Source organism: Peptoclostridium sp., from assembly GCF_009881055.1.
Lineage (GTDB): Bacteria > Bacillota > Clostridia > Peptostreptococcales > Peptostreptococcaceae > Peptoclostridium_A.
On record NZ_WXFG01000029.1, the window covers coordinates 164,510 to 177,596 of the forward strand.

A 13,087-nucleotide genomic window follows, 5' to 3' on the forward strand; every position below is an offset into this window, starting at 1 on the left:
TTCCTTTTTTCTCTAATTCAATTATACAATATGCTGCATGTTTTTAACATCTCAACACGCGGTTTGTTCTGTTTTTCGGTACCCACTTTTTCACAAATTATTAGATACCATAAAATGTTTGTATGATATAATATATCTGTTAAGGAGGGATTAAATGTCTACCGATAATTCCAATAAAAAATTAAAGAAAAAAAGAAAATTTGGCGCAAAATCAATATTGTCAACGTTCATTGTATTGTTTTTGTTGCTGGGTGTAACAGCCGGGGGAATCATTTTTGCAGTACTTAAGAACACTTCTCCAATCGATCCTTCAAACATACAGAACATGCTGGATGACAGCTCGTTCATATATGACAAGGACGGGAACCTTATTGAGAAGGTTCACAGTGACAGCTTTAGAAGTGTTGTATCTATCGAAACGATGCCAAAGGATCTTCAAAATGCTTTTATAGCCATTGAAGATGAGCGTTTCTACAAGCACCACGGAGTAGATCCCAAAAGGATAATTGGCGCTGTGATTTACGACCTCAAGACTATGAGCAAGGCTCAGGGAGCAAGTACAATCACTCAGCAGCTGGCAAAAAACATATACCTGACTCACGAAAAAACATACACACGAAAAATCAAAGATATGTACTACGCTCTGGAGCTTGAGCGCTATCTGACAAAAGACCAGATACTCGAGATGTACCTCAACACCATATACCTTGGAAGAGGCGCCACAGGAGCCCAGGCTGCGGCACAGACCTACTTCTCCAAGGACGTGTCCGAGCTGAACGTAGCAGAATGCGCAATTATAGCGGGGATCACAAAAAATCCTTCAAGGTACTCCCCTTTTACAACAGAAAAAATTGCATCCGGCGAGAGCCTCGATAATATTCAACTTATTTTCTACCCGAATTCAACAAAGGCCGAATCAATACCTGCTGAAGAATCTGCTCTCTTCTCACAGATGCTGAGCAAGGGACTCATAGACAAATTTCAGTATGACCAGCTAAACAAAGGTGAGATAGTTGTAAGAAAGGCCGTTCTCAATCCGAGCTCGGTAGAAAGGCAGCTTACAGTGCTTGGCAAGATGCTGGAGCTCGGCTTTATAAGCCAGGAACAGTATGACGAGGCCAAGAGCTATCCAATAGAGATAAAAATAGGTTCAAAGAGCGCTTCGGGCATATCCTCATACTTTGGAGATCTAGTGAAAAAGCAGGTGCTCCAGGAACTCATAACTGAAAAGGGCTTTTCCGAAGATGAAGCAAGAGACACGCTCTACAAGGGCGGCCTCAGGATATATTCAACAATGGATATGAACATGCAAAAGATAGTTGAAAAGGAATTTGAGAATCCCGCCAACTTCCCTGGCTCCTTCAAGGACAGCTCTGGAACAGTCCAGCCCCAGGCCTCTATGGTCATAATGGACCCTAAAAACGGCGAAGTAAGGGCGCTCGTGGGCGGCAGGATGATAGGTGGAACAAAAATATTCAACAGGGCCATAAATCCAAGACAGCCAGGCTCTGCAATAAAACCTCTGGCAGCTTATCTTCCGGCTTTGGACAAGGGCATGACAGCTGCCACAATAATAGACGATTCTCCTCACTACGATGACAAAGGGAATCTTTGGCCTAGAAACTATGACAGAAAATACGGCGGCCCGTCCACAATGAGGGCACTGCTCACGCGCTCCTCCAACGTAGGAACCGTAAAGCTTGCCGAAATGCTTTCTACAAGCAAGGCTCAATCGGTAAAGACAATGATATCCTACCTCGAAAAGCTTGGGATATCTACTATAGTAAAAAGCAAGGACAACCCGTCTATTAATGACGAGAACTTTTCTCTTTCAATGGGAGGAATGAGCAAAGGCGTTACAAACCTTGAACTTACAGCAGCATACGGTGCAATTGCAAACAGCGGAGTTCATAACGAACCTATATTCTTTACAAGAGCTGAGACGGCCAATGGCGACGTGCTTCTTGAAAACAAGCCTAAGACCAGGAAGGTAGTATCTGCGCAGGTGGCTTTCATACTTCAGGACCTGATGAAATCCGTAGTAGAGGATGGAACAGGCTCAAGAGCCAAGATTGCAAACATGCCCGTAGCAGGTAAGACTGGTACAACCTCCAACAACTATGACGCATGGTTTGTAGGTTATACTCCTTATTATGTAGGCGCCACATGGATTGGCTCCGACTTGCCGCGGGAACTTTCAACAGGCAGCAAGATGTCTGCGATGCTCTGGAGCAAGATTATGTCACAGGTCCACAGCGGGCTCCCAGCAAAGCAGTTTGACCAGCCCGATGGGATTATCAAGGTGAGTATATGTTCTGTGTCAGGCAAGCTTGCATCTTCAAATTGTGGCGGCCATGTCAAATCTGAGGTTTTCGCCAGCGGCACAGAACCTAAGAGCTACTGCAGTTTGAGCCATTATGTAGCCCCTGTAGAGCCGGTCGAGGAGCAGCCGACTGATGCTAACGGCCTCTCCCCAAATGAAGCCGAATGGGAGAACCAGGTTGAAGAATGGCTAGACAATGGCAATACCGATAATAACAGCACAACTAACAATAACGGCAACGGAAATGGCAAAGGCAACAACAAGCCGCCTCAAGACAATTCTGCAGTACCTGAAGGCTATTGATTTTTCAATAGCCTTTTTTTATTCCACGGAAATAATTTTCCGAATTTTCGATTAAGTTTCAAAGTTTTCATTGTGGGTAACAAAATTACAAGAGTGTTTAGTCGAAAAAAACAATTATTGTAAGGAGGAATTTCAATGAATAAGACGCTTGATATACTTAAGTTTGCCATGGAAATGGAGAAAAAAGGCCAGGAATTCTACAAATCTAATATGGGCACGGTTAAGAATCCCAGAGTCAAAGCAATCTTTGAGAATCTTGCCGGAGTCGAAGAAACGCATTACAAACTACTTGAGCAGTATCATAAAACTCTGCTGGAAACAGGGGATTGGGAAGAATTGGATTTGGATATTTGTGAGCCTTGCGCGGAAAGGCTATATACGGATATAGAGGCGCGGAGTGTAAACCTTGAATACGACATATCCGACATAACAATACTTCGTATGGCTTATCTCATTGAAAACGACTTTGCACAATTCTATCACAGCGCTGCCGAAAGCGTTTCAAATCCAAGAGCAAAGAAACTGCTCGCCAATCTTGAAAGCTGGGAGATTCAGCACAGAGAGGCCTTCTATGAGGAATATAAAATAGCTATGGAGCAAAACTGGTTCGATCAAAGCTTTGCACCCTTCTAAATATATAGTGAAAGGGACGTCCAGAGGACGTCCCTTAAAATTTCTTGACATTGTGCCTGTATGCATATATAGCGGCTTGTGTTCGATCGGTAAGATCCAGTTTTCTGAGTATGCTGGATACATGATTCTTTACAGTCTTTTCACTTATTATTAGTTTATCGGATATGTCCCTGTTGCTTAAACCCTCGGCTATAAGAAGCAGCACCTCGTATTCCCTTTTCGTGAGACTTTCAATGCCGTTTTTCAGGCCGTTCTTGTCCTTTTTCTTGTTGATTTCCTTCAGGAGCTCTCCTGCAAGACTCGGATGTATATATGTACCCCCGTTGTAAACGTTTACTATTGCCGAAACAAGACTTGATGAATCAGCGTCCTTTAGCATATAGCCGTTGGCACCCAAATTGAGCGTTTCTATCAGATATTCCCTTGCATCATACACGGTGAGCATTATAATTTTCACTGAGGAGTCCATGTCGCGCAGCTTCCTGAGTGTCTCAATGCCGTTCATGTTGGGCATATTTATGTCCAGCAGTATTACATCATATGAGCCTTTCTTGAATTTCGAAATCGCCTCGGCTCCGTCAGAAGCTGTAGCCTCTACACTTATGTTCTCTTCTAGTTCCAGTATTCTTGCAATGCCCTCTCTCATAAGGGCATGATCATCTACAATCATGACATTAATGTTTTCCTTCATATTCAACCTCCTTATTCGAAAGAGAAAAAATTACTCTGGTGCCCTTTCCTGCAACAGATTCTATTCCTATCCTGCCACCAATAAGCTGCATTCGTTCCTTCATTGAACCTATTCCAAAGCCAGACTGCTTCTGCGGATCAAATCCTATTCCAAAGTCTTGTATTATTCCGGAAATGTAATTGTCCTGAATGTCAAGCCTTACTACTATCCTTGCGCTGCCTGAATATTTGCATGCGTTTATGAGCGATTCCTGAATGACCCTGTATACTGTGAGTCTGACAGTCGGTGAGGTAATGTGCTTTTCACCCAGCACTATGAGCTCGATTTCAACTCCCTTTTCGTTTTCAAGGTCTGAAATCAGCCTGCTTATCGTAGGCACCAAACCGAGCTCGTCAAGAGATGCCGGCCGCAGGTCATACATAACTCTCCTTATTTCACGGAGTGTTTCCCTAAGCTGGACTTTCAGCGACTCAATCTCTTTTTTGACAAGATCTTTGTCCCGGTCAAGCAGCTTGAGTATTATCTCTGATTTGACTATAAGGGAAGCCACGCTCTGCGCCGGACCGTCATGTATGTCACTCGCAATCCTGCTGCGCTCTTCTTCCTGCGCCCTTATTATTCTTATGTTTATGCTGTTCTTGTCTTCGAGCGATTCGATTGTATCCTTCACGCCGCAAAGATCAGCGACAAGAAAATCCGTAACGCTTGCCATTTTGTTCATATAGCTCTCGGCTTTTTCAAGCATCGCCGAATTTTTCTTTATCCTTATTTCAAGATCATTGCGGAGTTTAATAAGGTTCTTTTCTTCTTCCGATTTAAGCGTAAGCCTTATTTGGCAATCATTAGCCTCTTCGTATGCACGCTTGATTTGTTCCTCGGAATTTTCTTCGAATCTCCTGCTGACCTCGAGGAGCTTTCTCCGGCTCTTTTTTTCCTCAATTGCAAGAAGCTCTACCTCTGTAATTACTCTGGTTATTTCTTTTTTTAATTTTTCCAGTTGCACTTTTGAGTCATCGCAATCACGCCTTATATTCTCTGATATTTCAAATATTTCATCCTGTCCATTTTGAATCGATTGGACAACACCATCAATAACATTTTTTATATCAAAGTCAAAGCTTTTTATTTCGTCACTAGGCATGCTTTCCATCCTGTAAATGAATATTTTTTAACTATACTATATATTATCACTATGCATGAATATTTTACAAGGTACCTACTTCCCATTTAATCCAAAATTCGGTTGGCAATACCTTTCTTTTTCGGAAGCATATCGAAAAAAAAGATTGTCATGTGACAATCTTTATGCATAGATTCCGCTTATTTCTGTCTGCTCGTTTTCGTTGAGAACACGCTCTAAATCTAGTATTATAACTATCCTGTCCTGAAGCTTGCCTATTCCGTTTATATACCTTCTGTCAAGACCGGCAACTATCTCCGGCGGAGGGTCTATATTTGAGTCGTCTATTGATATAACCTGAGAAGCCTCGTCAACAGCAAACCCCACAAGCTTGTCGTTCATGTTTACTACTATTATTCTGCTGCTGTCGTCATAGCCCTTTTCTACAGGAATGTTGAATTTCTTTTTAAGGCTAATTATGGGCGTTATGTCTCCTCTAAGATTGATTATACCATCGACAAATGAAGGCGAATTCGGTATGCTTGTGCTCTTTTTGAATTCGCTGACTTCTTTGACCTTCATGATGTCCACGCCATATTCCTCATCTTTAATCTTGAATATTACGTACTTTCTTTCAGCCACGATTATCCCCCCATTATTATTTATATTGTTGCAGCTTATTGCTCGACTATTTTTATTGAATCAAGCTGGCTTTTCAGGTTGGCTTTGACAGCACTTACATATTCGGCTCTAAGCTTTGCTTGCTCCTGCTTTTCCGCGTCAGTAAGGCCCTGTTCCTTTGATTTTTTTGCCAAATAGTTTATTCTGGCGATTTTTTCTTCAGTTACCATAACATCCTCCTGTTTGAACACTAAAAAAATATTTCGTTATTTCTGAAATGTATGTGGTTTTTGTATTTTTCAAGAAAATCATCAAGTCTTTCCGCTATCGTACCGATGCCTTCTTTTATCTCTTCTATTCCCGTGGATGCAATGTTTATCCTGAAAAATCGATCATCCATTGGATTGTCATAGAAATAGCTTCCGGGCATAATAAGCACTCCATGCTCGAGCATATAATCCCTGAAGTCCGCGGCTGAATAGCCTTTTGGCAACCCCAGAAAAAAGTTGATGCCTCCCTTAGGCATTACATAGTCAAGCCTGTCGCCGAGCATTCCGTCTATTGCCTCTTTAGCAGCCGCGAACCTTTCAGTATAGGCATTTTCTATGGTTTGGAGATTGGCATCCCACTTGAAGTATTTCATGTAGTAATACAGCGCCCTTTGCACAAGGCTTGATGTGGATATATCACTTGAGTACTTGGCCCATATTACCCTGTTTAGAATTTCCAGGGGCACCTCCATGAAGCCTATTCTCAGTCCCGGCATCAATATCTTGGAAAAACTCTTTATATAGATTACTTTATCATATTTGTCGTGCGACCTCAATGTAGTGTTGTCTTCCGACTCAAATTTAAAGTCGCTTATGAAATCATCCTCGATTATATAGAAATCGTACTCCCTGGCAAGCTCGAGCAACTGCAGCTTTTTTTTGCTTGAATATGATATGCCCGTTGGATTCTGGAAATTGGGCATTACATATATGAGCTTGGGTCTTATTTTTTCAAGCTTGAGCTTTAGTATTCCGATGTCTATTCCGTCGTGCAGCATCGGTATGCCTATTATCTTTGAACCCTTGTTTCTGAAAGCCTCTAAAGCTCCGTTATACGTGGGCTCCTCGACGAAGACTATGTCTCCGTAGTTCACCATTGATTTACATATTGTGTCTATGCCCTGCTGGGCTCCCGATATTATCTGTATCCTGTCCGGATGCGACTCTATGCCAATCCCCTTCATGTAGTCGCACAGCTTTTTTCTCAGATTGTTGTACCCGAGTCCCTCGCTGTAGTTGAATATGCTGGCACCTTCTTTTTTGAGCGCCATGTCTATGGCTTTTTTGAAATCCTCGACAGGAAATATGTCTGACGATGGGTTCCCCTGGTGAAACCCTATAACCTTTTCTCTGTGTTCCAAGACCGTATTCTCATCGAATCTATTGAGCTCGCTCACATATGTTCCGCTGCCAAGTATTTTGTATACATAACCTTCGCTCTCGAGCAGCTCATACGCCTTGACGATTGTGCTGTTGTTGACTCCAATCTGCTGTGCGTACTTGCGTATGGGCGGAAGTTTCTCATGCTTTTTAAGCTGCTTTTCGAGTATCAGCTTTTTTATGTTCTTGTACACCTGAATATATTTGTGCTCTTTTTCATCAAAATCGAGTCTCATCTTTTCCATGTCATCACCGCTGCTAGTAGTTTTGTTCACATAAAAAAGGACTCCCCAAAGGAATCCTTCACCCGAAATGCCGCGGCTTTAATAAATTCACACCCGAGAAATCTCAGGTGGGTGCCGTGCCGCCATTTTCTGCCTTCCCCTGTAAAAAGGGCATGACATACCTTGGCGAACTCTGGCTCCCGTAAAAATAGTGTCGGTTGAATTTAAAGAAAGCCTCTCGAACATTCCAGGTGTTTTCTACTATATTATATACCATTTTGAGCTTGCTTTAAACCTGCTATGAAATTTAAATTTCTCCATGTTTTAAAACTTCTGTTATAGCAGGGCTGTATCCTATAATTTGTCCTATTTTTTCTTCGTTTTTCCTTATAATCAGGTATGCAGCTCCTGTCAGCAGCAGCGAAACCACTCCGGCAACAATTTCCGAGTCGCCCCTGTATCCTATTGCATTCAATCCGGCACCCACAGAAAGGACTCCCGCTATGAGCACAAGCAGCGGTAAGCCGTATGCTATGAAGGCCGCCTTGAGTACATCCGGGTTTTTCATGTCTATGCTGACTAGTTCGCCTACATTCGCATCCGCTGTGTTTATGGCTTCTATTTTTACCTTGGAGCTCTCACTGGCCATTCCAAGCCCCGCATCCTGCACACGCAGAATGCCTCACTATGCTTACTATGGCCTTGTCGGCCGATTTTTCGACAACTATGCCGTTTATACAATTGCTCAATTTTATCACCTACTTCATGAATTTAAGCATGGTATACATGAGTTCATCAATAACCTTATCTTTTTCAGCAGTGTCGGAGGAATTTTCAATTGTGTTCTTGACGCATGTTTTGACATGGTTTTCGAGTATTATGCCTCCAACCTTGTCTATGGCAGATCTTACAGCCGCCACCTGAATTAGTATGTCGACACAGTATTTGCCGTCATTGACCATCCTTTGTATGCCCTTGACCTGTCCCTCTATCCTTCTAAGCCTTTTTATGACAGCGTCCTTGTCACATTTCATTTTTTCTTCCACTTCTATCATGTCTACCTCCGTATAGCGTTTTCACGCCTCTATTTATACAATATTGTACACTATCGGATGTTTAATTTCAAGTCAGCCGCCTAAGACTTGAGCCAAAGCCTTTCATTCCAAATGAAGGGCCCGCAATAAAATATTGCGGGCCCTAAGCAGCTATTCTTTTATGTCTATCTTGATTCCAAGCTCTTCAAGCTGGGCATCTTCCGCATATGAAGGCGCTTCCGTAAGAGGGCATGTTGCATTCTGAGTCTTAGGGAATGCTATGACCTGCCTTATATTGTCTTCGCCTGCAAGCAGCATTATTATCCTGTCGAGTCCGAAAGCTATTCCGCCGTGAGGAGGGGTTCCATACTTGAATGCGTCAATAAAGAAACCGAACTTGTCATGTGCGTCCTCTTCTGTGAATCCAAGAAGCTTGAACATCTTCTTTTGAAGCTCCTCTTGGAATATCCTTATGCTTCCTCCGCCAAGCTCGAAGCCATTGAGAACCATGTCATAGGCCTTAGCGCGCATTGAAGCCGGGTCCGTTTCGATTTTGTCGAAATCCTCGTCCATCGGAGATGTGAAAGGATGGTGAACAGCAACAAGCCTTCCAGCCTCCTCATCATACTCGAACAGCGGGAACTCTGTTACCCATGCGAACTCGTATACATCCTTGCGCAACATGCCAAGATTTTTGGCTATTTCACATCTTAGCTGGCCCAGCGAGTTGAAAACTACGCTGTTTTTGTCAGCCACAAAAAAGAGCATGTCCCCTTCTTTGGCGTTCATGGCCTCGAGCACTGATTTCATCTCGTCCTCGCTCAGGAACTTGGCTATAGGAGAGTTTATCCCTTCGGCTCCCCACTTTATCCACGCAAGTCCCTTGGCGCCATAAGTCTTCACATAGTCCTCGAGCTTAGATATGCCCTTTCTTGTAAAGTCGTCGGCTCTGCCGCTTATGTTGAGGCCCCTTACGCTTCCGCCGCCGTTAACGGCGTCAGCAAACACCTTGAAGCCGCAGTCCTTTACTAGCTCGGATACGTCAGTAAGCTCATAGCCGAATCTAAGGTCCGGCTTGTCCGAGCCGTATCTTTCCATTGCCTCTTTGTGGGGTATTCTCCTGAATGGTATGCTAATGTCTACTCCAAGAGCTTCCTTGAATATTTTTTGCATCATTTCTTCCATAATGCCCATTACTTCTTCGGCATCGACAAAGCTCATCTCGCAGTCTATCTGCGTGAATTCAGGCTGCCTGTCGGCCCTTAGGTCCTCGTCTCTGAAGCACTTGACAATCTGGAAGTACCTGTCCATTCCAGCAACCATAAGCAGCTGCTTGAAGAGCTGAGGCGACTGAGGGAGGGCGTAGAACTTGCCTGTGTTAACCCTGCTTGGTACAAGATAGTCCCTTGCCCCCTCAGGTGTAGGCTTGCCCAGAACAGGCGTTTCTATTTCAAGGAATCCGTTATCTGAAAGGTAGTTCCTCACTATGCCGGCAACCTTGTGTCTTAGTATGAAATTCCTCTGCATGGACGGCTTTCTAAGATCCAGATATCTGTATTTGAGTCTGAGGGCCTCCGATACGTCGTCGTCATCTTTTATATATATAGGCGGCGTCTGGGCGCTGTTTAGAACCCTTATTTCCTGGGCAAAAACTTCTATGTCACCCGTTGGCATGTTAGGGTTTTTAGATTCTCTCTCGAATACATTTCCCCTGACAGCTATTACATATTCTGAACCCAGCTTTTCAGCTTTGTTGAAAGCATCCTGTGATATGTCCGTATCAAATACTATCTGAGTTATCCCGTCCCTGTCTCTTAGGTCTACAAATATCAGACCGCCAAGGTTTCTTTTTCTCTGAACCCAGCCCATGAGCACAACTTCTTCACCTATGTTCTTGTCTCTGAGGCTTCCGCAGTAGTGGGTCCTTTTCAAGCCGCTTAGTGTATCCATTAGAATATACCTCCTTCTATTATTTCTACAGTCTGCTCTTTAGCTCGTCAATGAGGCTGCTGAGCTTTATTTGTGTCTGCTCCGATGTGCTCATATCCTTGAGTGTCGCCGAGTCGTTTTCAAGCTCGTCATCCCCAAGCACTATTGTATACTTGGCATTTTGCTTGTTGGAGTATTTGAACTGGGCCTTCACACTTCTTTGCATGTGATCCTTGTCGGCCGATATTCCGTTCTTTCTGAGCTGTGATAGTATTCTCAAGCTCTCAAGCTCAGCCTTTTCGCCTATCGCCACAATAAATATGTCCATACCCTCTGTAAGCGGCAGAGCTATTCCGTTGTTCTCAATAGTCAGCAGCAGCCTTTCTATGCCCATTCCAAAACCTATTCCCGGAGTGTTGGGTCCCCCAATCTCCTCTGCCAGCTTGTCGTATCTGCCTCCGCCGCAAACTGTGCTCTGGGCTCCTATATCTTCTGATATTATCTCGAACGCTGTCTTTGTGTAGTAATCTAGACCCCTTACTATCCTTGGGTCCACCTCATAAGGTATCTCCATTTTCTCGAGCGAAAGCTTGAGCTTGTCGAAATGCTCCTTGCATTCGTCGCATATATAGTCAATCATCAGAGGAATGTCCTTGATTATGCTCTGGCAGCCCTCATTTTTGCAGTCTATAACCCTCATCGGATTCTTTTCGGACCTTTCTATGCAAGTCTGGCAAAGGCCCTCCTTCTTGCTCTCGAGATAATTCCTTAATACCTCGTTGTAGTGCTTTCTGCATGTCGGGCAGCCCACCGAGTTTATTCTCGTAACGAGCTTTTGAAGTCCCAGTTTTCCAAAGAATTCTGATGCAAGAGCTATTACCTCGGCGTCTATAGTAGGCGACGAGGTTCCGAAGGCTTCCACGCCGAACTGGTGGAACTCTCTCAATCTGCCTGCCTGCGGCTTTTCATACCTGAAGCAGGGAGTTATATAGAAAAGCTTTGTCGGCTGGGTGTCTGCGTAAAGCTTGTTTTCAACAAACGACCTGACCACTGGCGCTGTGCCCTCAGGCTTGAGCGTTATGCTTCTACCGCCGTTGTCCTCGAAGGTATACATCTCCTTGTTGACTATGTCTGTAGTCTCCCCTATGCTTCGCTTGAAGAGCTCTGTATGTTCAAAAACAGGTGTCCTGATTTCCTTATAGCCGAATACCTCGCATACTTCCCTGAACATATTCTCCAGATATACCCACTTGCGGGATTCCTCCGGAAGAACGTCTTTAGTGCCTCTAGGTGCCTGTGTAAGCATTCTTGAAAACCTCCTCTTCTTTTCTCTTTATCATTTCATCTATTCTAGCAATGTAGTGCTGTATATCCTTCACGTTTGGGACTCTCTCGAGCCTGTTTTCATCGTGGTATACAAACTTTGATATCCCTCCGGCTCCAACAGCCATAATTGACTGCTGCTCCTCCATTATGTTCATGTTGTATATGCACTCACAGCCTGGCTTGGCATAGCCCACATTCTCAAGGTTTCCGAGCATATACTTCTGCCTGTACATGTAGTACGGCACAAGCCCCATTTCTTTTGCATATTCGGCTGAGATGTCTACCATGCTTTCCATGTCCTCATAGTCTGCAAGGCTGTGCTCGCTAAGTTCGCCCCTCAGGTTAGAGGCTCTTTTTATTGCCATTGTGTGAACAGTAAGGCTCTCCGGCGAAAGCTCAGCTATGCGCTCAAGTGTGGCTTCCACATCTGACGGCTTCTCTCCGGGAAGTCCTAGAATTATGTCCATGTTTATATTGGAAAAACCCATGTTCCTGGCCATTTTGAAAGACGCCTCCACGTCCGAGGACGTGTGTCTCCTTCCAATGCGCTTTAGTGTGGCGTCATTCATAGTCTGCGGATTTATGCTTATCCTGTCTATGTCAAGCTCCCTGAGTGCCATAAGCTTATCTTCGTCGATAGTGTCGACCCTGCCGGCTTCTACAGTGAACTCCTTGACTCCAGAAAAGTCGAAGCTGCCTCTTATGGCTGTTATTATTTCTCTGAGCTCGCCCGAGCTGAGCGTCGTAGGCGTTCCGCCTCCTATGTATACGCTTTCGAGCGTCTTGCCCCATCTGCTGACTATTTTTGCTGTCTGCTCAATCTCATAAATCAGAGTCCTTACATATTCGGCCTTTAGATGCCCCCACTGCTTGAGCGTGTTCGAAGGGAACGAGCAGTATATGCACCTTGTGGGACAAAAAGGTATGCTCACATAGAGGGCTATCTTGCCCGAATCAGGAGGGTATATATACTTTCTTTCAGTTATGGCTATTGCGGTTGCCATCTTCGCCTTCTCAGGCGACAGCCTGTATTTTTCTTCCAGATTGTGCATTATGTCCTCTTCTGTCATTCCGCTATCGAGCAGCTCCTGAACTATCTTGGTAGGTCTTATCCCTGTTAGTATCCCCCAGGGCGGCTTTGTCCCATGAACTCTGGAAAGAAGTTCGAATATGCACCTTTTGGTCAAAATTTTTGACTCCCTTTTTAATGTGCGAGAGTCAATAGTGTCTGCCAGCTCAATTTGTTCTGTGTGGCTTTGCTGAATCGCCGCGTTTTGAATATAGCTGCCCTTGCAGCATATGAAGCCCGAATCCTCAAACGACTCCAGCTTCAAAGCTCTGCCGGTTTCCGGAATTTCTCCCGAAAAAGCAAACTCAGCTTCGAAAAGCTTTATGAGCTCGCCTGCTTCATATTCAAATTCGCTTCTGTCTATAATTACTTGAAGCATAATGT

12 protein-coding genes and 1 other RNA gene are annotated in these 13,087 nt (G+C 44.2%); 2 read left to right on the top strand and 11 right to left on the bottom strand.

Annotated elements, in window-relative coordinates:
- Positions 1–154: 154 nt before the first annotated feature.
- Together GT589_RS08295 and GT589_RS08300 are read left to right on the top strand one after the other, a co-directional pair.
- A complete protein-coding gene (locus tag GT589_RS08295) occupies positions 155–2,626 on the top strand; it encodes a transglycosylase domain-containing protein (protein WP_293398203.1) in 2,472 nt (823 codons plus the stop codon).
- Positions 2,627–2,761: 135 nt separating this feature from the next.
- The gene (locus tag GT589_RS08300) at positions 2,762–3,259 is read left to right on the top strand and encodes a ferritin family protein (RefSeq protein WP_293398204.1); all 498 of its coding nucleotides are present in this window, start codon (positions 2,762–2,764) and stop codon (positions 3,257–3,259) included.
- 34 nt (positions 3,260–3,293) lie between these two features.
- Here the strand turns inward: GT589_RS08300 and GT589_RS08305 are convergent, their stop codons facing one another.
- The 11 genes from GT589_RS08305 to hemZ all read right to left on the bottom strand — a co-directional run bounded on the left by GT589_RS08305 (position 3,294) and on the right by hemZ (position 13,082).
- Positions 3,294–3,950: a response regulator gene (locus tag GT589_RS08305; protein ID WP_293398205.1), complete on the bottom strand. Its 657-nt coding sequence runs from the start codon at positions 3,948–3,950 to the stop codon at positions 3,294–3,296.
- Entirely contained in the window at positions 3,934–5,091 is a 1,158-nt protein-coding gene (locus GT589_RS08310) for a sensor histidine kinase (RefSeq protein WP_293398206.1), read from the bottom strand. The genes GT589_RS08305 and GT589_RS08310 overlap by 17 nt, the downstream gene beginning before the upstream one ends.
- 162 nt (positions 5,092–5,253) lie before the next feature.
- Positions 5,254–5,712 (bottom strand): chemotaxis protein CheW, encoded by a 459-nt coding sequence (locus GT589_RS08315; RefSeq protein ID WP_293398207.1) that lies wholly within the window; start codon positions 5,710–5,712, stop codon positions 5,254–5,256.
- A 35-nt stretch (positions 5,713–5,747) separates the two neighbouring features.
- Positions 5,748–5,921: a DUF896 domain-containing protein gene (locus GT589_RS08320; RefSeq protein ID WP_293398208.1), complete on the bottom strand. Its 174-nt coding sequence runs from the start codon at positions 5,919–5,921 to the stop codon at positions 5,748–5,750.
- Between the two features lie 20 nt (positions 5,922–5,941).
- The gene (gene pdxR, locus GT589_RS08325; protein ID WP_330582893.1) at positions 5,942–7,396 is read right to left on the bottom strand and encodes a MocR-like pyridoxine biosynthesis transcription factor PdxR; all 1,455 of its coding nucleotides are present in this window, start codon (positions 7,394–7,396) and stop codon (positions 5,942–5,944) included.
- 25 nt (positions 7,397–7,421) lie between these two features.
- Positions 7,422–7,602: non-coding RNA, 6S RNA (gene ssrS / locus GT589_RS08330), on the bottom strand.
- A 50-nt stretch (positions 7,603–7,652) separates the two neighbouring features.
- Positions 7,653–7,994 carry a SoxR reducing system RseC family protein gene (locus GT589_RS08335; protein WP_293398209.1) on the bottom strand — a complete coding sequence of 114 codons (342 nt, stop codon included), beginning with the start codon at positions 7,992–7,994 and terminating at the stop codon, positions 7,653–7,655.
- 109 nt (positions 7,995–8,103) lie between these two features.
- Positions 8,104–8,400 carry a metal-sensitive transcriptional regulator gene (locus GT589_RS08340; RefSeq protein WP_293398210.1) on the bottom strand — a complete coding sequence of 99 codons (297 nt, stop codon included), beginning with the start codon at positions 8,398–8,400 and terminating at the stop codon, positions 8,104–8,106.
- A gap of 150 nt (positions 8,401–8,550) precedes the next feature.
- Positions 8,551–10,329: an aspartate--tRNA ligase gene (gene aspS, locus GT589_RS08345; protein WP_293398211.1), complete on the bottom strand. Its 1,779-nt coding sequence runs from the start codon at positions 10,327–10,329 to the stop codon at positions 8,551–8,553.
- A gap of 25 nt (positions 10,330–10,354) precedes the next feature.
- A complete protein-coding gene (hisS, locus tag GT589_RS08350; RefSeq protein WP_293398212.1) occupies positions 10,355–11,614 on the bottom strand; it encodes a histidine--tRNA ligase in 1,260 nt (419 codons plus the stop codon).
- Positions 11,595–13,082 carry a coproporphyrinogen dehydrogenase HemZ gene (gene hemZ, locus GT589_RS08355; RefSeq protein WP_293398213.1) on the bottom strand — a complete coding sequence of 496 codons (1,488 nt, stop codon included), beginning with the start codon at positions 13,080–13,082 and terminating at the stop codon, positions 11,595–11,597. The genes hisS and hemZ overlap by 20 nt, the downstream gene beginning before the upstream one ends.
- Positions 13,083–13,087: the final 5 nt, after the last annotated feature.